Consider the following 23,040-nt stretch of genomic DNA (forward strand, 5'->3'; position numbering starts at 1 on the left):
TCGCAGTCTTTGTAACTGATGCAAGTTGGAGCGCCTGCGTGGAGCAGCAGCAAGATAAGCGGTTCGTCATTCTCGATACCGAAACCACGGGTATGCCGGTTGGCGAAGGCCACCGGATCATCGAGATCGGCTGTGTCGAGGTCATCGGCCGGCGTCTGACCGGGCGGCACTTCCACGTCTACCTGCAGCCAGACCGCGAGAGTGACGAGGGCGCGATCAACGTTCACGGCATCACTGATGCCTTCCTGGTCGGCAAACCACGCTTTGGCGATGTCGCCGAAGAGTTCTTCGACTTCATCCAGGGTGCCACGCTGGTCATCCATAACGCGGCGTTCGACGTTGGCTTCATCAACAACGAATTCGCCTTGCTGGGCCAGCAGGATCGCGCTGACATTTCGCGGCACTGCACCATTCTGGACACCCTGCTGCTGGCACGTTCGCGCCACCCGGGGCAACGCAACAGCCTGGATGCGCTGTGCAAACGCTACGACATCGACAACTCAGGCCGTGAGTTGCACGGCGCACTGCTCGACTCGGAACTGCTGGCTGACGTTTACCTGGCCATGACCGGTGGCCAGACCAGCCTGTCGCTGGCTGGCCATGGCGCAGATGCCGACGATGACGGGCAGGGGGCTGGCGGCAGCGAGATCCGCCGGATTGTCGGGCGTACCCCGGGGCGGGTGATCATGGCCAGCGCCGAGGAACTGGAGGCGCATGCCGAGCGTCTGGCGGCCGTTGCCAAGTCGGCGGGTGGGCCTTCGCTGTGGCAGACCCTGACTGAGACACCAGCCGGCTGATCTTTCGCCCTGCAACAGAAGTGGAGATCGTTGTAGGAGCGGGTTTACCCGCGAATACGGTGGTGGCTGCGGCGGTGAATGGCGGGGGCAGATTGGCCAGCAGGCCCGGTCCTTTCGCGGGTAAACCCGCTCCTACGACGCCTGTGTCCAATCACCGACCGGTGTCCACCACCAATCAGGTGTAGGGGCGGGTTCACCCGCGAAAGGCCAGTACAGGCAATACAAGGCTCAACTACCCTGAAAGGGACGCCATGTCCTTTTGAGGTAGCCGCCTGATGTACAAGGACCTCAAGTTCCCGATTCTCATCGTCCACCGCGCCATCAAGGCCGACAGCGTCGCCGGCGATCGGGTGCGGGGCATTGCAGAGGAACTGCGCCAGGATGGCTTTGCCATTCTCGCCGCAGCCGACCACGCCGAAGCGCGCCTGGTCGCCGCCACCCACCATGGCCTGGCCTGCATGCTCATCGCGGCCGAAGGCGCTGGCGAGAACACCCATTTGCTGCAGAACATGGCCGAGCTGATCCGCCTGGCCCGTCTGCGTGCACCCAGCCTGCCGATCTTCGCCCTGGGCGAGCAGGTGACCTTGGAAAATGCCCCCGCCGAAGCCATGAGCGAGCTCAACCAGTTGCGTGGCATCCTTTACCTGTTCGAAGACACCGTGCCGTTTCTCGCCCGCCAGGTGGCGCGTGCTGCACACACCTACCTCGATGGCTTGCTGCCGCCGTTCTTCAAGGCGCTGGTGCAGCACACTGCGCAGTCCAACTATTCCTGGCACACCCCGGGCCATGGTGGCGGTGTGGCCTATCATAAAAGCCCGGTAGGCCAAGCCTTTCATCAGTTCTTCGGGGAAAACACCCTGCGTTCGGACCTGTCCGTTTCCGTACCGGAGCTGGGTTCGCTGCTCGACCACACAGGCCCACTGGCCGAAGCCGAGGCCAGGGCGGCGCGCAACTTCGGCGCCGACCATACCTTCTTCGTCATCAATGGCACCTCCACGGCCAACAAGATCGTCTGGCACGCCATGGTCGGCCGTGACGACCTGGTACTGGTGGACCGCAACTGCCACAAATCGGTGGTGCACGCGATCATCATGACGGGGGCCATCCCGCTGTACCTGTGCCCGGAGCGCAACGAGCTGGGCATCATCGGCCCAATCCCGCTCAGCGAGTTCAGCCCCGAGGCGATCGCTGCGAAGATCCAGGCCAACCCCCTTGCCCGTGATCGTGGGCCGCGCATCAAGCTGGCGGTCGTGACCAACTCCACCTACGACGGGCTGTGTTACCACGCTGGGCTGATCAAGCAGACCCTGGGTACCAGTGTCGAGGTGCTGCACTTCGACGAGGCCTGGTTTGCCTATGCCGCGTTCCACGACTTCTTCACCGGGCGCTACGCCATGGGCACCGCCTGCGCGGCAGACAGCCCGCTGGTGTTCAGCACCCACTCCACCCACAAGCTGCTGGCGGCGTTCAGCCAGGCCTCGATGATTCATGTGCAGGACGGCGCCAGGCGGCAGCTGGACCGGGACCGTTTCAACGAAGCGTTCATGATGCACATCTCGACCTCGCCGCAATACAGCATTCTCGCCTCGCTGGATGTGGCTTCGACCATGATGGAAGGGCCGGCCGGGCGCTCGCTGCTGCAGGAGATGTTCGACGAAGCGTTGAGTTTTCGTCGTGCTCTGGCCAACCTGCGTGAGCACATTGCCGCAGAGGACTGGTGGTTCAGCATCTGGCAGCCGCCAAGTGCCGAGGGCATCCCCCGTCTGGCCGCGCAAGACTGGTTGCTGCAACCAGGGGCGCAATGGCATGGGTTTGCTGAAGTGGCGGCCGATTATGTGCTGCTCGACCCGCTGAAAGTGACCTTGGTAATGCCGGGGCTGAGCGCAGACGGTGTGCTGGGCGCGCGCGGCATCCCGGCGGCGGTAGTCAGCAAGTTTCTCTGGGAACGCGGGCTGGTGGTGGAAAAAACGGGTCTGTACAGCTTTCTGGTGCTGTTTTCCATGGGCATCACCAAGGGCAAGTGGAGCACCCTGCTCACCGAGTTGCTGGAGTTCAAGCGCCACTATGACGGCAACACCCCGCTCAGCAGTTGCCTGCCGAGCGTGGGGGCGGCCGACGCCTTACGCTACCAGGGCATGGGCCTGCGCGACCTGTGCGACCAGTTACATGACTGCTACCGCGCCAATGCCACGGCCAAGCAGTTGAAGCGGCTGTTCACCCATTTGCCGGAGGTGGCGGTAAGCCCGGCCCAGGCCTATGACAAGATGGTGCGTGGCGAGGTGGAGGCGGTGCCGATCGAGGCACTGCTGGGGCGCGTGGCAGCGGTGATGCTGGTGCCGTACCCGCCTGGCATCCCGTTGATCATGCCGGGTGAGCGGTTCACTGAGGCGACCCGCTCGATCCTTGACTACCTGGCATTCGCCCGAGCATTCAACCAAGGCTTTCCCGGGTTCGTCGCCGATGTGCACGGCCTGCAGCACGAAGGGGGGCGCTACACCGTGGATTGCATCACGGAATGCGCGTGATCTCGACGCCGGAGCGTGCCAGTTCGAAACGGTTATCACCCAGGTGGTTGACCTTGTCGCCGATGGCCAGGCGGTAGGTGGTGATGGGGGCGCCCAGCGTGCTGCCGTCGAGTTGCAGGGTGGACTCCTGGAACTCGTGCACGGGGTAGATGCGGCCTTCGGCGTCACGGGCGTGGAATTGGCCGACCATTACTGCTGCCATTTGGGTGGAAACCTCTGAATTACGTAGGAAATGTATGAAGGCATAGACCGTGAAACAGACTCGGAAGTTTTCGCCCTGCGGAAAAAAACTTAGGCGCCGGAGAACGGTCATCTATAACTACAACGTCTCTTTACCCCGCAAAGGTTGGAATTGCCATGAGCCAGGTGTATTCGGTAGCAGTCGTCGTCGGTAGCTTGCGCAAGGAGTCCTACAACCGCAAGGTCGCCCGCGCACTTTCGGAGCTGGCGCCGTCCAGCCTTGCCCTGAGGATCGTCGAGATTGGCGACCTGCCGTTATACAACGAAGATATTGAAGCCGAGGCACCGCCGGAAACCTGGAAGCGTTTTCGCGATGAGATCCGCCGCAGTGATGCGGTGCTGTTCGTCACCCCGGAATACAACCGCTCGGTGCCGGGCTGCCTGAAAAATGCCATCGATGTGGGCTCGCGTCCTTACGGGCAAAGTGCCTGGAGCGGCAAGCCGACGGCGGTGGTGAGTGTGTCGCCGGGGGCTATTGGGGGCTTTGGCGCCAACCATGCGGTGCGCCAGTCGCTGGTGTTTCTCGACATGCCCTGCATGCAGATGCCCGAGGCTTACCTTGGCGGGGCGGCGAGCCTGTTCGAGGATTCCGGCAAGCTCAACGACAAGACGCGACCGTTCTTGCAGGCGTTTGTCGACAGGTTTGCTTCATGGGTGAAGTTGAACAGGGCGGTCTGACCCCGAATCATGCTGTGCAGTAACCCCCCCGTAGGAGCGGGTTTACCCGCGAATGCGTCGGTAAATTCAACGACGCATTCGCGGGTAAACCCGCTCCTACCCGTCAGCGGAAGCTGTACGAAACCCCCGCATATACGCCAAACCCTTCGCCCGGTGTCGAACGGGCATTGTCCTTGCCAGCGTCGTTGTAGGCCGGCGTCACGGTCGCTGCATAGCGCTGGTTGGTCAGGTTGCGCAGGTCCAGCCAGGTCTGCCAGTCCTGCTTCGGTGAGTCCCAGCCAACGCGCGCACCGAGCAAGGCATATTCATCTGCGTGGTAGCTGTTGGCGTAGTCCACTTGCACCTTCGAGGCCATTTGCGTGTTGACCCCGGCATAGAAGCCGCTCGGCCAGTCATAGCGCAGCTCGGCCTGGTAGTAGTGCATGGGGATGCCGGGCAGACGGTTGTCGCCAAATGTGTCGTCATCACGGTAGTGGAAGTCGCTGAAGGTGTAGGCCTGGCGCAAGCTCAGCTTGCCAGTGCCCGCGCGTTCCCACAGGGTGCTGTCGAGGCCGGCTTCAACGCCTTGGTGCACGGTAGCGCTGGCGTTGAACTCCGAGGTGAAGTTCGGCACTACCTCAACGGCCAGCAGTTCGTGGCGTACTTGCGAGTAGTACCAGGCCAGGTCCCAGCGGCCGAACACCGAGTCGCCACGGGCGCCCAGTTCCAGGGTGGTGGCTGTCTGGTTCTGCATCTCGATCGGCTGGATCTGCTTGCCGCCTGTGCTGGGCGCGCTCCAGATCAACGACCATGGGTGTGGCGGCTCTACCGAGCGGCTCAGGTTGCCGTACACCTGCAAGTCCGGGCGGATGTCGTAGCGCAGCCCCAGGCGGGGCGCATAGTCCCAGTCATGCATGCTCACCTTGCCGCCTTCGGCGGGGTAGGTCACGTCACTTTCGCGGCGCGTGTAGATCATGGCCAGGCCGGTGCTCAGCCACAGGTTGGGGACCAGTTCCAGGTCGTTGCCAACATGCAGCACGGTGTCCGAGCCCTGGTAGGTGAAGTCACGGGTGCGCTCGCCGAACACATCGCCATTGCGGGTAAATTGCGAAGCGCCGCTGTTGGGCAGGTGCTTGGTAGTACGCCAGCCGACGGTGGTCTTGCTCTCGCGGCCGAACAGGGTGTCGCGGCGCAAATAGTTCAATGTGCCGCTAACATCGGTGTAGGCGACCTTCAGGCGCATGGGGCCCTCGCGCAGGTCCATCGGGTAGTCGTGATAGACCAGTCCGGCTTCCAGGCGCGCCTCGTCGTCGAGGTAGAAGGTGGTCTTGTTGCCCACCCAGGTGCTGCCTGGCTGCGGGCGGCTGTCGTCGCGGGCCAGATAAGAGGGGTTGGCCGCGCGCGGGTGGTGCTTGATCTGGTCTTTGGTCAGGCGCCCGGGCAGTTCGTTTTCAGTTTCCCGGTAGCGCAGGTAGAAGCGGGTTTCCAGGTTAGGGTTGAAGCGGTAACCGACATTGGCGGCAATGCCCTTGGCGCTGCCACTGCTGTGCGCCTGGTAGCCGTCGTATTCCGAATCGGTCAGGGCCACGTAATAGTCGAGATTGCCCAGCACCTGGCCCGAACTGATGTGCCGATGCTGGTAGCCGCGGCTGCCGACCTCGTAGCGCACTTGCAGTGCAGGCGCGTCGTAGCCGGTGTGGGTGACATAGTTGATGGCACCGCCCAAGGCCAGGGCGCCTTGGTCGAAGCCATTGGCGCCACGCAGCACTTCGGCACGGCTCAGCCACAGCGGTTCGAACAATTCGTAAGGTGTGCCGCCCGGGCCGGTCAGCGGCAGGCCATCGAACATCGTGTAGACACCGGAACCATGCGCCCCCGGCGCACGGTTGAGGCCCGAGCCGCGTATCGACAGCTTGATGCCATCGTTGCCTGCCGATTGGGCGAACACCCCTGGCTGGTAGGCCAGCACGTCCTGGTTGCTGGCCACTCGGCCTTGCCCCACGCGCTGCATGTCTACCAGGTTGCTGGCTCCCGGTATTTCACGCAGGCGCTCGCCGGCTGCCGTCAGCTCGTTCTGCTCCTCATCGGTGATCAGCACCCGGCCCAGTTCGACCGCGGATGCCCCCAAGGCGGGCTGAGTGGCAGCCAGTGCCGCCAGCAGACCGAGGCAGGATGAGAGGGGTAAATCGGAACGCATTGTACGACTCCAGGCGAAAGGCGAATGGACAACGGCGTTGAGACGAGCGAAATGCGGCTTGGAGCACGCAGAAAGTCAGCAAATCGTGCGCATCCTTCGTCATACGGTCTTGTACGAAAGTTCTTTACAAACCACGGCGGTGGAGGCGGGTGGCCTGTGCTTCGTAAGGTGACTGCAGGTAGGCAGCAATGCCCCGCTCAATCACCCGTGGAGTTCAAACATGACTGACAACGCTCGACACTCGCAGCAACCCCTGGCGGACGCCCCGGTTCGCCTGACGCCACGTGAACAGCAAGTGCTGTTGTGGTGTGCTTATGGCAAGAGCTCTTGGGAGATCGGCCAGATCCTTGAATGCAAGGAGTCGACGGTGAATTTTCACGTGTCCAACATCCTGCGCAAATTTGAAGTGCCTACCCGGGTGGCCGCTGTGATCAAGGCCATTCGCTACGGCATGCTGGCCGAGCAGTAAGGGGGTAGCGCATGAGCAACGATCCTCGGCTACCGCGCTTTGCCGATTGCCATGACCCGTTCTGGCCGCGGGTGGATTTGTGCCGGTTGCGGGAGCACCTGCAACTGCCGCGGTCTGTCAGTGAAGCTGCTTTGGAAGTGGCCGCGCGCTGCGCTGCTATCGAGGCAGCACGCGAATTCGCCCGCTGGCGGTCAGTACTGCGAGAGCGGGGTTACAAGCGCCTCGATGATGTAGCCGGGCATGATCATGGGCGTGCCTTGCGGGTGTGCTACATCCGTTTTGTCGAAGCGACGGTCATGTATAGCCTGGGTTCAACCACCTGCCTGCCTGTTCCGCGCGGAGGGCAGGCCCATGCCTGAGGTATCTGTTTTCGACAGCCTGGCCCCAGCATTGGTGGCGTTCCTGGGTGTGGATGGCGATGTGCTGTTCGCCGCGCTACTGGGAGCATTGTTGGTGAGCGCGGCACGCGATCGATTGATCACGAGTGAGGCCAGGCGCCTGACACTGGCCAAGAAACTGCTGCTGCTATTCGTGACCGTGGGCGTGGGCCATTTGTTCGAGCCACTGGTTTCGTCATTGGTGCCTTTGCTGACCCGGGGCATGGCGGCATTCGTGGCCGCTGTGGTGGTGATCCCCATCAGCCTCAAGGTCATGGTCTGGCTGGATTCACTCGACCCACGCGAGCTCATCCAGCGCTGGCGCCGTCGGGGTTAGCCATTGGCTGCGCCGCCGAGCTCACTCAGTTGCTGTTCCAACTGCTGGATGCGCTGCTTGTCCTTGATGAACAGCAGTATGGCCTGGCGATCGCTGGGCGAGAGCGTGCGCAGCCGTTCGAGCATTTCGCACTCCCAGCCCGTATCACTTGGGGCGGCGGCGTTGTGTTCGGCTTGGCCCAGCAATAGCCAGTCCAGTGAGCATGCATGCTTTTTGGCAATGTCTATGCAAAGTGAGTAAGGAATGCTTTCGCGAACCTTCCAGCTGCTCAGCGTTTGCGGGCTGACCGACAGTGCACGTGACAACTCGGCATCAGTTTGTGCATCAGTGAGAAGCTTAAGGCGCGTGAGCACCGCAGCAAGTCCGTGAGTACTCATAACAAATATCCATGACTGGTTTAATGATATTCCATGGGCTTAAACTACTCGTTATGAATACAGCCCTGCGTTTTAAGGAGCACTTCTGCAGTGAGAACCACCAAATTGAAGAATACACCCACAGTTGCAGCCAATACTGACACACAGGCTAGCCTGGGCAATGCTAGCAGGTACTTGCCGTGAGTACTTACAAGCTGGTTTGCCCGCATTGCCACAGCCGGATGCGTATACGTACTAGCGAAGGGCGCCATATTTTCCTGCGAATCGCTTATTTGCAATGCACCACCGAGGCGTGTGGATGGTCAGTACGCGCTGAATTCGAAATGACCCATGAACTCTCTCCCAGCGGCATGCCCAACCCGGAAGTGTACCTGCCTTCGGCCAATGGTGATTTGCGCAAGGCCGCTTTGCCGGGTGCAGGCCAAGGCAGCCCGAGTGAGTGAGGCACCATTGGGAGCAGGTAATAAAAGGTGCAGATAAAAAAACACCCCGCCTAGGCGGGGTGTTTTCTGTTACTAGGGCTGCCGGGGTGATCAACCGATCAGTTGCAGGCCCGCTTGCTGAACCAGGTCCAGCAGGGGCTGCGGGTACACGCCAAGTACGAAAGCGAGAATGGCGATAGCCAGCAGCATGACGCCGCCGGTGCGCTGTTCCCACTTCAGCGGGGCGTCGTGACGGCGCAGGTTCGGCTCGACCAGGTACAGGGTAACCATGACGCGCAGGTAGTAGTACACGCCGATGGCGCTACCGATCACCAGCGCACCGACCAACCACCACAGGTGCGATTCGACGCCGGTAGCGATGATGTAGAACTTGCCGATGAAGCCGGCGGTCAGGGGGATACCCGCCAGCGACAGCATCATCACGGTCAGTACCGCAGTCAGGTACGGGCGGCGCCAGAACAGGCCACGGTACTCGTACAGTGCATCGGCGTCACGGCCACCGTATGGCGAGGACATCAGGGTGATGACGCCGAAGGCGCCCAGGCTGGTGATCACGTAGGTGACCAGGTACACGCCCATGGCTTCCAGTGCCAGGCCCTTGCTGGCGACCAACGCGATGACCAGGTAACCGAAGTGGGCGATGGACGAGTAACCCAGCAGGCGCTTGAGGTTGCTCTGGGTCAGCGCCAGCAGGTTACCAATCAGGATCGAGGCTACGGCAATCACTGCCAGTACGGTGCTGAGCACGCCGCTGCTGGCAGCAGGGGAGAGCATGAACAGGCGTACGACAACGGCGAATACTGCCACCTTGCTGGCGGTTGCCAGGAACGCGGCGACCGGCGCCGGAGCGCCTTCGTACACGTCCGGGGTCCACAGATGGAACGGTACCAGCGACAGCTTGAAGGCCAGGCCGACCAGCATCATGCCCAGGCCCAACTGGGCCACCAGGCTTGGCATGCTGGTGGTAGCCAGGGCCTTGCCGATCTGGTCGAAGCTCAGGCTGCCGGCGTCGGCATACAGCAGGGCCATGCCAAACAGCAGGAAAGCCGAGCCTGCGGCCGACAGCACCATGTACTTGATACCGGCTTCCAGCGATCGCTTGTTGAAGAAGGCATATGCCACCAGGCCGTAAACCGGTACCGACAGCAGCTCCAGGCCGATGAACAGGCCCGCCAGGTGGTTGGCGCTGACCAGCACCAGGCCACCGAGGGCCGACATCAGCAGCAACAGGTACAGTTCTTCACGGTTGCCCGGGAAACCCTTGGAGCCCTCGCCGAGGTAGGCGTGGGCGAGGGTGACGCAGGCCAGCGTCGCTATAAGGATGATCGCCATGTACAGGCAGGCGAACTTGTCGATGGTGATCAGCGAGGTGACCGCCAGCGGCGCGACCTTCAGCGCCGGCAGGAGTGACAGCAGGGCCAGGTTCAGCCCCACGGTGGACAGCAGGAAGGTCTGCGAGTGGTTGCGCTTCCAGGCGATCGCCAGCATCACCACCACCGTGGTGATGGTGGTGATCAGCATCGGCGCCAATGCGATGAAGTGTTGAGTGGTGAATTCCATAGCGCTCTTACCGGGCCGAAGCGAGTTGAGTGAAAGCGGATCCGAGCCACTGCTGCACACCACTCATGGTGGCGGCAGAGGTGTCGAGGAACGGCTGCGGATACACGCCCAGCAGGATCAGCAATACCGCCAGACCCAGAACCATGATCAGTTCGCGACCGTCCATGCCGGCCAGCACGGTGTCGGCCTTGGCCGGGCCGAAGTAGGCACGGTGGATCATGATCAGCGAGTAAACAGAACCGAACACCAGGCCGGTGGTGGCAATCACGGTGATCCACGGTACATGCACGAAGCTGCCGATCAGGATCAGGAACTCGCCGACGAAGTTGCCGGTGCCTGGCAGGCCCAGCGATGCCGCCGCGAAGAACAGGCTGATGGCCGGCAGGTAGGCGATGCGGTGCCACAGGCCACCCATCTGACGCATGTCACGGGTGTGCAGGCGCTCGTACAGCTGGCCGGACAGGATGAACAGCGCCGCAGCCGACAGGCCGTGGGCCAGCATCTGGATCACCGCACCTTGCAGGGCCTGCTGGCTGCCGGAGTAGATACCGATCAGCACGAAGCCCATGTGCGAGACGCTGGAGAAGGCGATCAGGCGCTTGATGTCGGTTTGTGCGAAGGCCAGGAAGGCACCGTAGAAGATACCGATCAGGCCCAGGGTCATGGCGATCGGCGCGAACTCGGCCGAGGCGTTCGGGAACAGCGGCAGGGCGAAGCGCAGCAGGCCGTAGGCTGCAGTCTTCAGCAAGATACCCGCCAGGTCCACCGAGCCTGCGGTCGGTGCCTGGGCGTGAGCGTCAGGCAGCCAGGAGTGGAACGGCACCACCGGCAGCTTCACCGCGAAGGCGATGAAGAAGCCCAGCATCAGCACGTACTCGACACCGGGTGGCAGCTCGGCCTTGAGCAGGTCGCTGTAGTTGAAGGTGAGCACGCCAGTGGTGTTGTAGTTGACCAGCACCAGGCCCAGGATCGCCACCAGCATGATCAGGCCGCTGGCCTGGGTGAAGATGAAGAACTTGGTCGCCGCGTAGATCCGGGTCTTCTTGCCGTCTGCCGAGCTGTGACCCCAGAGCGCGATGAGGAAGTACATCGGCACCAGCATCATTTCCCAGAAGAAGAAGAACAGGAACAGGTCCAGGGCCAGGAACACACCGACCACGCCGCCGAGGATCCACATCAGGTTGAGGTGGAAGAACCCGACGTGGCGCTGGATCTCTTTCCAGGAACACAGTACCGACAGCACACCGAGCAGGCCGGTGAGCAGGATCATCAGCAGCGACAGGCCGTCAAGGGCCAGGTGGATGCTGATGCCGAAGCGCTGGATCCACTGGAGCTTGTATTCCAGGGCCCAGGCCGGTTCGGCGCCCGGGGCTGGAGCGAGGGTGTAGTCACCGGTACCCCACAGCCACAGGCCGATGCCAAGCAGCAGGGACATGGTCAGCAGCGCGATCCAGCGCGGCAGGGTGGCGCCGAAGCGCTCACCCAGCCAGCACAGGAAGCCGCCGATGAAGGGGATCAGGATCAGCCAAGGCAAAATCATGACGGGTTGGTTTCCTTTGGCAAAGTCGCAAGATTCATAGTCATACCGCAGCCACTACCACGGCACCGAGCACCAGCACGGCACCCACGGCGATAGAGGCGGTGTACCAGCGCAGTTGGCCAGTCTCGGTCTTGCTCATGGCCACGTGGCCGCCACGCGCCATCCGAGGAATCAGGCCGATGGTGCGGTCAACCGGGTCCTTGCGCAGGATGTGGCTGATCAGCAGGTACGGTTTGACGAAAAGCTTGTCGTAGATCCAGTCGAAGCCCCAGGCAGCGAACCACCAGGCCGACAGGACGCGACCGATGCCACTGTTGGCTACGGCGCTGACGAAGTGGCGCTTGCCCAGGAACAGCAGGGCGGCCAGCAGGATACCGGCGATGGCGATGGCACCCGAGGTGATCTCCAGTGCGTGCTTGGCTTCGCCACCGGCATGGCCGGCGCTTTCCGGCAGCACACCCGCCAGCGGCGGGGTGATCCAGGCGCCGACGAAGGTCGACAGCACGATCAGCACGCCCAGCGGCAGCCAGTGGCTGATGCCGTGGCCAGCGTGGGCTTCGGTCTTGGCTTCGCCGTGGAAGGCGATGAAGATCAGGCGGAAGGTGTACAGCGAGGTCATGAACGCGCCAACCAGGCCGGCATACAGCAGGCCGGTGTTACCGCTGGCAAAGGCTTCCCAGAGGATCTCGTCCTTGGAGTAGAAGCCCACGGTCACGATCGGCAGGGCCGCCAAGGCAGCGCCACCGACCACGAAGCTGGCATAGGCCAGCGGCAGTTTCTTCCACAGGCCGCCCATCTTGAAGATGTTCTGCTCGTGGTGGCAGGCAACGATCACCGCGCCGGAGGCAAGGAACAGCAGGGCCTTGAAGAAGGCGTGGGTCATCAGGTGGAAGATTGCCGCGTCCCAGGCACCCACGCCCAGGGCCAGGAACATGTAGCCGATCTGGCTCATGGTCGAGTAGGCGAGGATACGCTTGATGTCAGTCTGTACCAGCGCGGCGAAGCCGGCCAGTACCAGGGTCACGCCACCGACCACACCTACCAGGTGCAGGATGTCTGGCGCCAGCAGGAACAGGCCGTTGGTACGGGCGATCAGGTACACGCCCGCGGTTACCATGGTAGCGGCGTGGATCAGTGCCGAAACCGGGGTTGGGCCCGCCATCGCGTCGGCCAGCCAGGTCTGCAGTGGCAGCTGGGCCGATTTACCCACCGCGCCACCCAGCAGCATCAGCGTGGCCAGCACCATCCAGGTGTCGCCAGCCTGGAACTTCTGCGGTGCCAGCACCAGCAGTTCCTGCACGTTCAGGGTGCCCAGCTGGGCGAACAGGATGAACAGGCCGATGGCCATGAACACGTCGCCGATTCGGGTGACGATGAATGCCTTGAGTGCCGCGTTACCGTTGTTGCGGTTGCTGTAGTAGAAACCGATCAACAGGTACGAGCACAGGCCCACGCCTTCCCAGCCGAAGTAGATGAACAGCAGGTTATCGCCGAGGATCAGGAACAGCATGCTGGCGATGAACAGGTTGGTGTACGAGAAGAAGCGCGAGTAGCCGGCTTCGCCACGCATGTACCAGGACGCGAACAGGTGGATCAGGAAACCGACACCGGTCACTACGCCGAGCATGGTGACCGACAGGCCGTCCAGGTACAGGGTGAAGTTCGGCGCGAAGCCATCCACCGACATCCACTGCCACAGCAGCTGGCTGTACGCGCCGCCTTCAGGCGGGGCGACGTTGAACTGCCAGATGACGTAAGCGGCCGTGGCGGCCGACAGGCCTACCGAGCCGACGCCGATCAGGGCGGACAGGTTCTCCGAGAACCGTCCGCGCGAGAACGACAGCAGCAGGAAGCCGATGAGGGGAAAGACGAAAGTCAGGAAGAGAAGGTTCATCCGCGCATCTCACTGGCAGCATCGATGTCGAGAGTGTGGAAGCGGCGATACAGCTGCAGCAGGATGGCCAGGCCAATGCTGGCCTCGGCGGCTGCCAGGCTGATCACCAGAATGAACATCACCTGGCCGTCGGGCTGGACCCAACGGGCACCGGCGACGACGAACGCCAGGGCAGAGGCGTTCATCATGACTTCCAGGCTCATGAGCACGAAGAGGATGTTGCGGCGGACCATCAGGCCAACCAGACCTAAGCAGAACAGGATGCCGGCGACCGCCAGACCATGCTCGAGAGGGATAGCACCCATGATTTACTCCTTCGCCTCGTTGCGGCCCAGGTGGAAGGCGGTGACGGCTGCAGCCAGCAGCAGCATCGACGCCAGTTCGACCACCAGCAGGTAAGGGCCGAACAGGCTGATGCCGACTGCTTTCGGGCCCACGGTGGTACCGCTGATGCCGGCGCCACTCGGGGTGACGAACAGGACGTACAGCAGCTCCGCCAGCAGCAGGGTGCCGAGGATTACCGGCCCTGCCCAGATACCGGGCTTGAGCCAGCCCCGTTCCTGGGCGACCGAAGCCGGCCCGAGGTTGAGCATCATCACCACGAACACGAACAGCACCATGATGGCGCCGGCGTAGGCGATCACTTCCAGGGCGCCGGCAAACGGCGCACCCAGGGCGAAGAAGATCATGGCCACGGAAATCAGCGAAATGATCAGGTAAAGCAAGGCGTGCACGGGGTTGGTGCCAGTAACCACCCGAAGGGTGGAGACCACGGCGATCCCGGATGCGAAGTAGAAAGCGAATTCCATCTTTCTGTCCTTATGGGAGCAAGCTCTTCACGTTGATCGGCTCGGCTTCGTTCTGCGCAGAGCCCTTCGGCTTGCCAGCGATTGCCATACCCGCAACACGGTAGAAGTTGTAGTCAGGGTTCTTGCCGGGGCCGGAGATCAGCAGATCTTCTTTCTCGTACACCAGGTCCTGACGCTTGAACTCGGCCATTTCGAAATCCGGAGTCAGCTGGATCGCGGTGGTCGGGCACGCTTCTTCACACAGGCCGCAGAAAATGCAACGCGAGAAGTTGATGCGGAAGAACTCCGGGTACCAGCGGCCGTCCTCTGTCTCGGCCTTCTGCAGCGAAATGCAGCCAACCGGGCAGGCCACAGCGCAGAGGTTGCACGCTACACAGCGCTCCTCGCCATCGGGGTCGCGGGTGAGGACGATGCGGCCGCGGTAGCGCGGCGGCAGGTACACGGGTTCTTCGGGGTACTGCAGGGTGTCGCGCTTGCGAAACCCGTGGGAGAACACCATTGCCAGGCTGCGCAGCTGGGTGCCGGTGCCCTTAACGATGTCGCCGATATACTTGAACATGGGTCAAATCCTCACTGGGCCGCGACGGCTGGCGTGTTGTAGAGCACGATCGCAGCGGTCACCAGCAAATTGATCAGGGTCAGCGGCAGGCAGAACTTCCAGCTGAAGTCCATCACCTGGTCATAGCGTGGGCGCGGGATCGAGGCGCGCAGCAGGATGAACAGCATGATGAAGAACGCGGTCTTCAGGGCGAACCACAGGAACGACAGTTGCGGCAGGATGCCGAACGGGCCGTGCCAGCCACCGAAGAACAGGGTTACCAGCAGCGCCGAGATGAGGATGATGCCGATGTACTCACCGACAAAGAACATGCCCCACTTCATGCCGGCATACTCGATGTGGTAGCCGTCGGCCAGTTCCTGTTCTGCTTCCGGCTGGTCGAACGGGTGACGGTGAGTCACGGCGACGCCAGCGATGAAGAAGGTGCAGAAGCCGAAGAACTGCGGAATGATGAACCACAGGTTCTGCGCCTGGTACTCAACGATGTCGCGCATGTTGAACGAGCCCACCTGCACCACCACGCCCATCAGCGCCAGGCCCAGGAACACTTCGTACGACACGGTCTGTGCCGAAGCACGCAAGCTGCCCAGCAAGGCGTACTTGTTGTTCGACGACCAGCCGGCGAACAGCACTGCGTAGACCGACAGGCCGGCCATGGCGAAGAAGAACAGCAGGCCGATGTTCAGGTCGGCAACGCCCCAGGTCGGGGTGATCGGGATGACCACGAAGGCGATCAGCAGGGCGCTCATGGCCACTACCGGTGCCAGGGTGAAGATCACGCGGTCGACGAAGGGCGGGTTCCAGTCTTCCTTGAAGAACATCTTCAGCATGTCGGCAGCGATCTGGAACATGCCGAACGGGCCGACGCGGTTCGGACCGTAACGGTCCTGCCACCAGCCCAGCAGGCGCCGCTCGACGAAGCTGAGCAGCGCGCCGCAGACCACCACCGCCAGCAGGACCACGATGGCCCGCAGTACGGTGAGGATCACATCGATCACTTCGGGGGTGAACCAGCTCATTGTGCTGCCTCCTGCAGACCTTCGACGGATGCACCGAAGATGGCAGGCGGAATGCCAGCCAGGCCTTTCGGCAACGCGACCAGGCCTGCGCCCAGCTCTTCATTGATACGCAGCGGCAGGCGCAGGGCGACACCGGCGACGTTCAGGCTCAGCAGGGCACCCTCGTTGACGCCCAGGCGGTCGGCTTCGGACTTGGCCAGGGCCACGTAGGCAGCCGGGATGCGTTCTTGAACCGGAGCGGCGCGCGAGGAGCTTTCTTCGCTGCCGAACAGGTGGAAGAACGGCACGGCAGTCCAGGTGCCACGGGCCGGGTTGAAGGCACCCGGAATGGCGTTGAACCAGTTCAGGCGGTCGCCTTGCGATTCGATCAGGCGCACGCCCGGGTCACCGGCACGCAGGTGGCCACCGACCTCGTCCTGGAACTTGTTCCAGGCTTGCGGCGAGTTCCAGCCCGGCGACCAGGCGAACGGCACCTGCTGGCGCGGTTCGGCCGAACCCGAGTAGCCTTCCATGGAGAAGGCGAACGCGGTGTCCTTGTCTTGCGGGGTGCGTGGCTCGTGCACGCTGATGTTGGCGCGCATGGCAGTGCGGCCGGAGTATCGCAGCGGCTCACGGGCCAGTTTCATGCCCTTGATGCGGAACGCGGCGCTTGGCGCGGCGTTGACGATGCCGGCCAGTTGCGGAGCGGCTTCGGCGCAGGCGCTGGTGACGTGGTCCAGCTGGGTCCAGTCGACCGGCTTGTTCAGCAGGGTGGCACGCAGGGCATGCATCCAGCGCCAGCCTTCGTGGATCTGGATGCTGCTGTCCAGGTACTGCGGGTCGAACACCTGGAAGAAGCGCTGGGCACGGCCTTCCTGGCTGACCAGGGTACCGTCACCCTCGGCGAACGAGGCGGCCGGCAGCACCAGGTGGGCGCGGTCGACGGTGGCAGTTTTGGAGTGGTCGGCAACGATCACCACCTTGGCCGCAGCCAGGGCTGCATCGACCTTGGCGGCCGGTACGCGGGCGTACAGGTCGTTTTCCAGCACCACGATGGCATCGGCCTTGCCGCTGATGACCGCGTCCAGCGCGGCATCGACCGACTCGCCACCGAGCATGGCCAGGCCAAGGCTGTTGGCCTCAGGTACCACCAGGCTCAGCGAGCCGTTTTTCTCGCGCAGCTTCAGGGCCTTGGCGATGTTAGCGGCGGCTTCGATCAGCGCTGGATCGGCCAGCGACGTACCGGCAACGACCAGTGGGCGCTTGGCGGCGACCAGGGCGTCGGCGATGCGCTGGGCCAGGGCCTTGGCTTCGGCGTCCAGGCCGGCGACGGCAGGGGCGCTCGGGTCGATGGCGTGGGCCACGGCGAAACCGATGCGGGCCAGGTCGGCTGGGGCGGCGTGTACGCATTCTTCGGCGACGTCGTCCAGCTTGGTTTCAGCCAGGGACGCGATGAACAGTGGGTACAGCGCGTGCTGGCCAATGTTCTTCACAGCAGCGTCGAGCCAAGGCTGCACTTTCATCGCTTCGGCCATGGCCTCGGCCTTGCCTTTGGTGGCCTGGCGTACGGCCAGGGCAACGCGGGCAGCGGTCTGGGTCAGGTCTTCACCGAGCACGAACACGGCGTCGTGGTCTTCGATGTCGCGCAGGGTCGGTACTGGCAGCGGGCTGTTGTTCAGCACGTTCAGTGCCAGGCGTACGCGGGCCAGTTCGCCAGCTTCCATGCCCGAGTAGAAATACTCGGCGCCGACCAGCTCACGCAGGCCGTAGTTGCTTTCGAGGCTGGCGCGTGGCGAGCCGATACCGACGATGGTACGGCCGCGTAGCAGGTCGGCGGCCTTGTCCAGGGCGGCGTCCAGGCCCAGCTTGGTGCCGTCGGCCAGTTGTGGCTGGCGCGGGCGGTCCTTGCGGTTGACGTAGCCGTAGCCGAAGCGGCCGCGGTCGCACAGGAAGTACTGGTTGACCGAACCGTTGAAGCGGTTTTCGATACGGCGCAGTTCGCCGTAGCGCTCACCCGGGCTGATGTTGCAGCCACTGGAGCAGCCATGGCAGATGCTTGGGGCGAACTGCATGTCCCACTTGCGGTTGTAGCGCTCGGAGTGGGTCTTGTCGGTGAATACGCCGGTCGGGCAGACCTCGGTCAGGTTGCCGGAGAACTCGCTTTCCAGCACACCGTCTTCGACGCGGCCGAAGTACACGTTGTCGTGGGCGCCGTAGACGCCCAGGTCGGTACCACCGGCGTAGTCCTTGTAGTAGCGCACGCAGCGGTAGCAGGCGATGCAGCGGTTCATCTCATGGGCGATGAACGGGCCGAGGTCCTGGTTCTGGTGGGTACGCTTGGTGAAACGGTAGCGGCGCTCGTTGTGGCCGGTCATTACCGTCATGTCCTGCAGGTGGCAGTGACCGCCTTCCTCGCACACCGGGCAGTCGTGCGGGTGGTTGGTCATCAGCCATTCGACGACGCTGGCGCGGAACGCCTTCGACTCTTCATCGTCGATGGAGATCCAGGTGCCGTCGGAAGCAGGGGTCATGCAGGACATGACGATACGACCACGGGTGTCGTTCTCGTCGGTGTACTGCTTGACTGCGCACTGCCGGCAGGCACCAACGCTACCAAGCGCCGGGTGCCAGCAGAAATAAGGGATGTCGAGGCCGAGTGACAGACATGCCTGTAACAGGTTGTCTGCACCGTTGACTTCGAGCGCTTTGCCGTCTACGTGGATAGTGGCCATTGTTCAAAGTTCTTCGTTGGCCCGCGTGAGCGGGCGTGGCTAATGGAAATCGGTGAGCTTGCGACACGCCTCGATTGCTCGGGCCTGCCGGCAAGCTGGCGAGTGGCACGGACCACCCGCCTAATCATCTTGTTATGCGCCGACCACGATCGGCTTCGCCAGGTCGGGGCGCAGGGTTGCAGCGCTTTCTGGCGCCACACCGGCCTCGAACTCCGAGCGGAAGTATTTGATGGCACTGCCCAGCGGCTCGACGGCACCTGGTGCGTGAGCACAGAAGGTGCGGCCTGGGCCAAGGAAGTTGACCAGCCCCAGCAGGGTCTCGATGTCTTCGGCGCGGCCCTGGCCTCTTTCCAGTGCACGCAGCATCTTCACGCTCCACGGCAGGCCGTCACGGCATGGGGTACACCAGCCGCACGATTCGCGGGCGAAGAACTCTTCCATGTTGCGCAGCAGCGACACCATGTTGATGCTGTCGTCGACCGCCATGGCCAGGCCAGTACCCATACGGGTGCCGACCTTGGCGATGCCACCGGCGTACATTTGTGCATCGAGGTGCTCGGGCAGCAGGAAGCCGGTACCGGCGCCGCCTGGCTGCCAGCACTTGAGCTTGAAGCCATCGCGCATGCCACCGGCGTAGTCTTCGAACAGTTCGCGCGCGGTAACGCCGAATGGCAGTTCCCACAGGCCTGGGTTCTTCACCTTGCCGGAGAAGCCCATCAGCTTGGTGCCATGGTCTTCGCTGCCTTCGCGGGCCAGCGACTTGTACCAGTCGTTGCCGTTGGCGACGATGGCCGGGACGTTGCACAGGGTTTCGACGTTGTTCACGCAGGTCGGCTTGCCCCACACGCCAACGGCGGCAGGGAAGGGCGGCTTGGAGCGCGGGTTGGCGCGGCGGCCTTCCAGCGAGTTGATCAGCGCGGTTTCTTCACCGCAGATGTAGCGGCCGGCACCGGTGTGCACGAACAGCTCGAAATCAAAACCGCTGCCCAGGATATTCTTGCCCAGCAGGCCGGCGGCCTTGGCTTCATCGATGGCGCGGTTGAGGTTTTTTGCTGCGGTGGTGTATTCGCCTCGCAGGAAGATGTAGCCGCGGTAGGCCTTCAGGGCGCGGGCGCTGATCAGCATGCCCTCGACCAGCAGATGGGGCTGTTGCTCCATCAGCATGCGGTCCTTCCAGGTGTTCGGCTCCATTTCGTCCGCGTTGCACAGCAGGTAGCGGATGTTCATGGATTCGTCTTTGGGCATCAGGCCCCACTTCACGCCAGTGGGGAAGCCTGCACCGCCACGGCCCTTGAGGCCGGAGTCCTTGACGCTTTGCACGATATCGTCGGTGGACATTTGCGCCAGCGCCTTGCGGGCTGCGGCGTAGCCGTTCTTCGATTCGTACTCGGCCAGCCAGACCGGCTCGCCGTCGTCACGCAGGCGCCAGGTCAGCGGGTGGGTTTCGGCCGAGCGCGCGATGCGGTTGGCCGGGCCGAAGGAAGTAATGGTCATACGTAACCCTCCAGCAGTTTGGAAACGCCAGCCGGCTGCACGTCGCCAAAGGTGTCATCGTCGATCATCAGGGCCGGTGCCTTGTCGCAGTTGCCCAGGCAGCACACGGGCAGCAGGGTGAACCGACCGTCGGCGGTGGTCTGGCCGAGGCCGATGCCCAGTTCGCTCTGGATCTGGCTGACGACCGACTCATGGCCGCCGATGTAGCAGACCATGCTGTCGCACACGCGGATGATGTGGCGGCCGACCGGCTGGCGGAAGATCTGGCTGTAGAAGGTTGCGACACCCTCGACGTCGCTGGCCGGAATGCCCAGCACTTCGCCGATGGCGTGGATGGCGCCGTCCGGCACCCAGCCACGCTCCTTCTGGACGATCTTCAGGGCTTCGATGGACGCCGCGCGCGGGTCCTCGTAGTGATGCATTTCGTGCTCGATGGCCGAGCGCTCGGTTTCGCTCAGGGCGAAACGGTCTGTCTGGATAAGCGTGCTGTTCATGCTTAGCGGTCCACGTCAGCCATAACGAAGTCGATACTGCCCAGGTACGCAATGAGGTCGGCGACCATGCTGCCTTTGATCACCGAAGGGATCTGCTGCAGGTGCGGGTAGCTCGGGGTACGGATCCGGGTGCGGTAGCTCATGGTGCCGCCATCGCTCGTCAGGTAGTAACTGTTGATGCCCTTGGTCGCCTCGATCATCTGGAACGACTCGTTGGCCGGCATGACCGGGCCCCACGAGACTTGCAGGAAGTGCGTGATCAGGGTTTCGATGTGCTGCAGGGTGCGCTCTTTCGGCGGCGGCGTGGTCAGCGGGTGATCCGCCTTGTACGGGCCTTCCGGCATGTTGCGCAGGCACTGATCGATGATGCGGATACTCTGACGCATCTCCTCGACACGGACCATGCAGCGATCGTAGGCATCGCCGTTGTGGGCCAGCGGTACTTCGAATTCGAAGTTTTCGTAGCCGGAGTAAGGGCGGGCTTTACGCAGGTCGAAGTTGCAACCGGTGGCACGCAGGCCTGCACCGGTGGTGCCCCATTCCAGCGCTTCCTTGGTGTTGTACGCGGCGACGCCGATGGTACGGCCCTTGAGGATGCTGTTTTGCAGGGCGGCCTTGGTGTATTCGTCGAGGCGCTTTGGCAGCCACTCGACAAAGTCCTTGACCAGCTTGTCCCAGCCGCGTGGCAGGTCGTGGGCGACGCCACCGATGCGGTACCAGGCCGGGTGCAGGCGGAAACCGGTGATTGCTTCGATCACGGTGTAGGCGCGCTGGCGGTCGGTGAAGGTGAAGAACACCGGGGTCATGGCGCCGACGTCCTGGATGTAGGTGCCCAGGAACAGCAGGTGGCTGGTGATGCGGAAGAACTCGGCCAGCATGATGCGAATCACGTCGACCTTCTGCGGCACCTGGATGCCGGCCAGCTTCTCGACCGCAAGCACGTACGGCAGGTTGTTCATCACCCCGCCGAGGTAATCGATACGGTCGGTATAGGGGATGAAACTGTGCCAGGACTGGCGCTCGGCCATTTTTTCGGCACCACGGTGGTGGTAGCCGATGTCCGGTACGCAGTCGACGATTTCTTCGCCGTCCAGCTGCAGGACGATACGGAACGCACCGTGCGCCGAAGGGTGGTTAGGGCCGAGGTTGAGGAACATGTAGTCCTCGTTGGCGCCCTGACGCTTCATGCCCCAGGCTTCCGGGTTGAAGCGTGCCGATTCCTCTTCAAGCTGCTGCTTGGCCAGGGTCAGGCTGTAGGGGTCGAACTCGGTCGCACGGGCAGGGTAGTCCTTGCGCAGCGGGTGACCTTCCCAGGTCGGCGGCATCATGATACGGCTGAGGTGCGGGTGGCCGGCAAAGTCGATGCCGAACATGTCCCAGACTTCGCGCTCGTACCAGTTGGCGTTTGGCCAGATGCCCGTCACGGTCGGCAGGTTCAGGTCGCCTTCGCTGAGCGACACCTTGATCATCACGTCGCTGTTACGCTCGATCGACAACAGGTGGTAGAACACGCTGAAATCGGCGGCTGGCAGGCCACGGCGCTGGGTGCGCAGGCGCTCGTCGACGCCATGCAGGTCGTACAGCATGCTGTAAGGCTTGGCGACGCCGCGCAGGAAGCTGAGCACCTCTTTGAGCTGGGCGCGTTTTACCCACAACACGGGCATGCCGGTGCGGGTTTCCTGGGCGACGAATGCTTCGGCGCCAAAACGGTTGTTCAGTTCGACGACCACATCCTGGTCGTCAGCCTTGTAGGGCGGAATAAAAATAGCGTTGTCCGCTGTCATGGTCTCGGTCGCTTTGGGTCAACGTTAAGAATGAAGCCAGGCCGCCGGCTCCTTCCGGAGCGGGCGGCAGGTCGCTGGATCAGACTTCGTCGGGGCTGCGCAGGTTGGTTACTGCAATGCGCTGCTCACGACGCAGGTCTTTCTGGGCTGGCATCTCGGCACGGTAAATACCTTGATCACCAACAACCCAGGAAAGCGGGCGTCGTTCTTGGCCAATCGACTCCTGCAGCAGCATCAAGCCTTGCAGGAAAGCCTCAGGGCGTGGCGGGCAGCCAGGCACATAGACGTCCACGGGGAGGAACTTGTCGACCCCCTGAACGACCGAGTAGATGTCGTACATACCGCCGGAGTTGGCGCACGAACCCATGGAAATGACCCATTTCGGTTCGAGCATCTGCTCGTACAGGCGCTGGATGATCGGCGCCATTTTCACGAAACAGGTACCGGCAATGACCATGAAGTCGGCCTGCCGCGGCGAGGCCCGGATGACTTCGGCGCCGAAGCGGGCGATGTCGTGGGGTGCCGTGAAGGCTGTGGTCATTTCCACGTAGCAACAGGACAGGCCGAAGTTGTACGGCCAGAGGGAGTTCTTGCGACCCCAATTGACCGCACCACGCAGCACATCTTCAAGTTTACCCATGAAGATGTTCTTGTGGACCTGGTCCTCTAGCAGTTGATCGGTGACGGTTTCCCGTTCACCGACCGGGTACTGCTCGTTGGGCGCATCCGGATCGATTCTGGTGAGATTGTATTGCAT

At 62.7% G+C, this 23,040-nt stretch carries 22 protein-coding genes; 7 read left to right on the forward strand and 15 right to left on the reverse strand.

Annotation, left to right across the window (positions count from 1 at the left end):
• Positions 1-38 precede the first annotated feature (38 nt).
• Together dnaQ and INQ47_RS19460 are read left to right on the forward strand one after the other, a co-directional pair.
• Positions 39-797 (forward strand): DNA polymerase III subunit epsilon, encoded by a 759-nt coding sequence (gene dnaQ / locus INQ47_RS19455; RefSeq protein ID WP_404702362.1) that lies wholly within the window; start codon positions 39-41, stop codon positions 795-797.
• A 275-nt stretch (positions 798-1,072) separates the two neighbouring features.
• Positions 1,073-3,322: an Orn/Lys/Arg decarboxylase N-terminal domain-containing protein gene (locus tag INQ47_RS19460; RefSeq protein ID WP_252458630.1), complete on the forward strand. Its 2,250-nt coding sequence runs from the start codon at positions 1,073-1,075 to the stop codon at positions 3,320-3,322.
• Here the strand turns inward: INQ47_RS19460 and INQ47_RS19465 are convergent.
• Complete coding sequence (locus INQ47_RS19465) at positions 3,306-3,524, reverse strand: hypothetical protein (RefSeq protein ID WP_003251457.1); 219 nt, start codon at positions 3,522-3,524, stop codon at positions 3,306-3,308. The two genes, INQ47_RS19460 and INQ47_RS19465, sit on opposite strands and share 17 nt — an antisense overlap.
• A gap of 155 nt (positions 3,525-3,679) precedes the next feature.
• On the opposite strand from INQ47_RS19465, the gene chrR reads away from it, so the two are divergent.
• The gene (gene chrR / locus INQ47_RS19470) at positions 3,680-4,240 is read left to right on the forward strand and encodes a class I chromate reductase ChrR (protein WP_176682207.1); all 561 of its coding nucleotides are present in this window, start codon (positions 3,680-3,682) and stop codon (positions 4,238-4,240) included.
• Positions 4,241-4,343: 103 nt separating this feature from the next.
• Here chrR and INQ47_RS19475 read toward each other — a convergent pair whose 3' ends face one another.
• Positions 4,344-6,416, reverse strand: a complete 2,073-nt coding sequence (locus tag INQ47_RS19475) for a TonB-dependent receptor family protein (protein ID WP_404702363.1) — start codon at positions 6,414-6,416, stop codon at positions 4,344-4,346.
• Between the two features lie 220 nt (positions 6,417-6,636).
• Between INQ47_RS19475 and INQ47_RS19480 the strand changes: the two genes are divergently transcribed.
• The 3 genes from INQ47_RS19480 to INQ47_RS19490 are packed head-to-tail and all read left to right on the forward strand — an operon-like array spanning position 6,637 to position 7,599.
• Complete coding sequence (locus tag INQ47_RS19480; RefSeq protein ID WP_003251454.1) at positions 6,637-6,885, forward strand: helix-turn-helix domain-containing protein; 249 nt, start codon at positions 6,637-6,639, stop codon at positions 6,883-6,885.
• Positions 6,886-6,896: 11 nt separating this feature from the next.
• Positions 6,897-7,244 (forward strand): head completion/stabilization protein, encoded by a 348-nt coding sequence (locus tag INQ47_RS19485; RefSeq protein ID WP_404702364.1) that lies wholly within the window; start codon positions 6,897-6,899, stop codon positions 7,242-7,244.
• The gene (locus tag INQ47_RS19490) at positions 7,237-7,599 is read left to right on the forward strand and encodes a hypothetical protein (RefSeq protein WP_404702365.1); all 363 of its coding nucleotides are present in this window, start codon (positions 7,237-7,239) and stop codon (positions 7,597-7,599) included. The genes INQ47_RS19485 and INQ47_RS19490 overlap by 8 nt, the downstream gene beginning before the upstream one ends.
• On the opposite strand, the gene INQ47_RS19495 is transcribed toward INQ47_RS19490, so the two are convergent.
• Positions 7,596-7,976, reverse strand: coding sequence for a helix-turn-helix domain-containing protein (locus INQ47_RS19495; RefSeq protein ID WP_404702366.1), 381 nt, complete (start codon positions 7,974-7,976; stop codon positions 7,596-7,598). The genes INQ47_RS19490 and INQ47_RS19495 overlap by 4 nt on opposite strands.
• Positions 7,977-8,155: 179 nt before the next feature.
• Here INQ47_RS19495 and INQ47_RS19500 point away from each other — a divergent pair, with 179 nt between their 5' ends.
• Complete coding sequence (locus INQ47_RS19500; RefSeq protein ID WP_010954906.1) at positions 8,156-8,419, forward strand: ogr/Delta-like zinc finger family protein; 264 nt, start codon at positions 8,156-8,158, stop codon at positions 8,417-8,419.
• Positions 8,420-8,509: 90 nt separating this feature from the next.
• Here INQ47_RS19500 and nuoN read toward each other — a convergent pair whose 3' ends face one another.
• From nuoN to INQ47_RS19560, 12 genes are all read right to left on the reverse strand, one after another.
• Positions 8,510-9,979: an NADH-quinone oxidoreductase subunit NuoN gene (gene nuoN, locus INQ47_RS19505; RefSeq protein WP_103444696.1), complete on the reverse strand. Its 1,470-nt coding sequence runs from the start codon at positions 9,977-9,979 to the stop codon at positions 8,510-8,512.
• Positions 9,980-9,986: 7 nt separating this feature from the next.
• The gene (gene nuoM / locus INQ47_RS19510) at positions 9,987-11,519 is read right to left on the reverse strand and encodes an NADH-quinone oxidoreductase subunit M (RefSeq protein WP_404702367.1); all 1,533 of its coding nucleotides are present in this window, start codon (positions 11,517-11,519) and stop codon (positions 9,987-9,989) included.
• A gap of 40 nt (positions 11,520-11,559) precedes the next feature.
• The gene (gene nuoL / locus INQ47_RS19515; protein WP_176682212.1) at positions 11,560-13,413 is read right to left on the reverse strand and encodes an NADH-quinone oxidoreductase subunit L; all 1,854 of its coding nucleotides are present in this window, start codon (positions 13,411-13,413) and stop codon (positions 11,560-11,562) included.
• Entirely contained in the window at positions 13,410-13,718 is a 309-nt protein-coding gene (nuoK, locus tag INQ47_RS19520) for an NADH-quinone oxidoreductase subunit NuoK (protein WP_003251446.1), read from the reverse strand. Before nuoK ends, nuoL begins: the two co-directional genes overlap by 4 nt.
• Before the next feature lie 3 nt (positions 13,719-13,721).
• Positions 13,722-14,222 carry an NADH-quinone oxidoreductase subunit J gene (nuoJ, locus tag INQ47_RS19525; RefSeq protein WP_021783223.1) on the reverse strand — a complete coding sequence of 167 codons (501 nt, stop codon included), beginning with the start codon at positions 14,220-14,222 and terminating at the stop codon, positions 13,722-13,724.
• 10 nt (positions 14,223-14,232) lie between these two features.
• A complete protein-coding gene (nuoI, locus tag INQ47_RS19530) occupies positions 14,233-14,781 on the reverse strand; it encodes an NADH-quinone oxidoreductase subunit NuoI (RefSeq protein ID WP_003251442.1) in 549 nt (182 codons plus the stop codon).
• An 11-nt stretch (positions 14,782-14,792) separates the two neighbouring features.
• The gene (gene nuoH / locus INQ47_RS19535) at positions 14,793-15,800 is read right to left on the reverse strand and encodes an NADH-quinone oxidoreductase subunit NuoH (protein ID WP_003251440.1); all 1,008 of its coding nucleotides are present in this window, start codon (positions 15,798-15,800) and stop codon (positions 14,793-14,795) included.
• A complete protein-coding gene (gene nuoG, locus INQ47_RS19540; protein ID WP_404702368.1) occupies positions 15,797-18,511 on the reverse strand; it encodes an NADH-quinone oxidoreductase subunit NuoG in 2,715 nt (904 codons plus the stop codon). Before nuoG ends, nuoH begins: the two co-directional genes overlap by 4 nt.
• A 132-nt stretch (positions 18,512-18,643) precedes the next feature.
• Positions 18,644-20,005 carry an NADH-quinone oxidoreductase subunit NuoF gene (nuoF, locus tag INQ47_RS19545; RefSeq protein WP_404702369.1) on the reverse strand — a complete coding sequence of 454 codons (1,362 nt, stop codon included), beginning with the start codon at positions 20,003-20,005 and terminating at the stop codon, positions 18,644-18,646.
• The gene (gene nuoE / locus INQ47_RS19550) at positions 20,002-20,499 is read right to left on the reverse strand and encodes an NADH-quinone oxidoreductase subunit NuoE (RefSeq protein ID WP_003251433.1); all 498 of its coding nucleotides are present in this window, start codon (positions 20,497-20,499) and stop codon (positions 20,002-20,004) included. Before nuoE ends, nuoF begins: the two co-directional genes overlap by 4 nt.
• Positions 20,500-20,501: 2 nt before the next feature.
• Positions 20,502-22,283 (reverse strand): NADH-quinone oxidoreductase subunit C/D, encoded by a 1,782-nt coding sequence (nuoC, locus tag INQ47_RS19555; RefSeq protein WP_021783221.1) that lies wholly within the window; start codon positions 22,281-22,283, stop codon positions 20,502-20,504.
• A gap of 79 nt (positions 22,284-22,362) precedes the next feature.
• Positions 22,363-23,040 (reverse strand): NADH-quinone oxidoreductase subunit B family protein, encoded by a 678-nt coding sequence (locus INQ47_RS19560; RefSeq protein WP_003251429.1) that lies wholly within the window; start codon positions 23,038-23,040, stop codon positions 22,363-22,365.

It is taken from the genome of Pseudomonas sp. 3HC3 (genome assembly GCF_044904505.1).
GTDB classification, from domain to species: domain Bacteria; phylum Pseudomonadota; class Gammaproteobacteria; order Pseudomonadales; family Pseudomonadaceae; genus Aquipseudomonas; species Aquipseudomonas putida_Y.

Excerpts from the sequence above, each read along its gene's own strand:
- INQ47_RS19495 (WP_404702366.1), bottom strand. The coding sequence starts at position 7,976 with ATGAGTACTCACGGACTTGCTGCGGTGCTCACGCGCCTTAAGCTTCTC.
- nuoF (WP_404702369.1), bottom strand. The coding sequence starts at position 20,005 with ATGACCATTACTTCCTTCGGCCCGGCCAACCGCATCGCGCGCTCGGCC.
- nuoE (WP_003251433.1), bottom strand. The coding sequence starts at position 20,499 with ATGAACAGCACGCTTATCCAGACAGACCGTTTCGCCCTGAGCGAAACC.
- INQ47_RS19485 (WP_404702364.1), top strand. The coding sequence starts at position 6,897 with ATGAGCAACGATCCTCGGCTACCGCGCTTTGCCGATTGCCATGACCCG.
- nuoJ (WP_021783223.1), bottom strand. The coding sequence starts at position 14,222 with ATGGAATTCGCTTTCTACTTCGCATCCGGGATCGCCGTGGTCTCCACC.
- INQ47_RS19475 (WP_404702363.1), bottom strand. The coding sequence starts at position 6,416 with ATGCGTTCCGATTTACCCCTCTCATCCTGCCTCGGTCTGCTGGCGGCA.
- nuoC (WP_021783221.1), bottom strand. The coding sequence starts at position 22,283 with ATGACAGCGGACAACGCTATTTTTATTCCGCCCTACAAGGCTGACGAC.
- nuoG (WP_404702368.1), bottom strand. The coding sequence starts at position 18,511 with ATGGCCACTATCCACGTAGACGGCAAAGCGCTCGAAGTCAACGGTGCA.
- INQ47_RS19480 (WP_003251454.1), top strand. The coding sequence starts at position 6,637 with ATGACTGACAACGCTCGACACTCGCAGCAACCCCTGGCGGACGCCCCG.
- INQ47_RS19560 (WP_003251429.1), bottom strand. The coding sequence starts at position 23,040 with ATGCAATACAATCTCACCAGAATCGATCCGGATGCGCCCAACGAGCAG.
- INQ47_RS19490 (WP_404702365.1), top strand. The coding sequence starts at position 7,237 with ATGCCTGAGGTATCTGTTTTCGACAGCCTGGCCCCAGCATTGGTGGCG.
- chrR (WP_176682207.1), top strand. The coding sequence starts at position 3,680 with ATGAGCCAGGTGTATTCGGTAGCAGTCGTCGTCGGTAGCTTGCGCAAG.
- nuoH (WP_003251440.1), bottom strand. The coding sequence starts at position 15,800 with ATGAGCTGGTTCACCCCCGAAGTGATCGATGTGATCCTCACCGTACTG.
- nuoK (WP_003251446.1), bottom strand. The coding sequence starts at position 13,718 with ATGGGTGCTATCCCTCTCGAGCATGGTCTGGCGGTCGCCGGCATCCTG.
- INQ47_RS19465 (WP_003251457.1), bottom strand. The coding sequence starts at position 3,524 with ATGGCAGCAGTAATGGTCGGCCAATTCCACGCCCGTGACGCCGAAGGC.
- nuoM (WP_404702367.1), bottom strand. The coding sequence starts at position 11,519 with ATGATTTTGCCTTGGCTGATCCTGATCCCCTTCATCGGCGGCTTCCTG.
- nuoN (WP_103444696.1), bottom strand. The coding sequence starts at position 9,979 with ATGGAATTCACCACTCAACACTTCATCGCATTGGCGCCGATGCTGATC.
- INQ47_RS19460 (WP_252458630.1), top strand. The coding sequence starts at position 1,073 with ATGTACAAGGACCTCAAGTTCCCGATTCTCATCGTCCACCGCGCCATC.
- nuoI (WP_003251442.1), bottom strand. The coding sequence starts at position 14,781 with ATGTTCAAGTATATCGGCGACATCGTTAAGGGCACCGGCACCCAGCTG.
- nuoL (WP_176682212.1), bottom strand. The coding sequence starts at position 13,413 with ATGAACCTTCTCTTCCTGACTTTCGTCTTTCCCCTCATCGGCTTCCTG.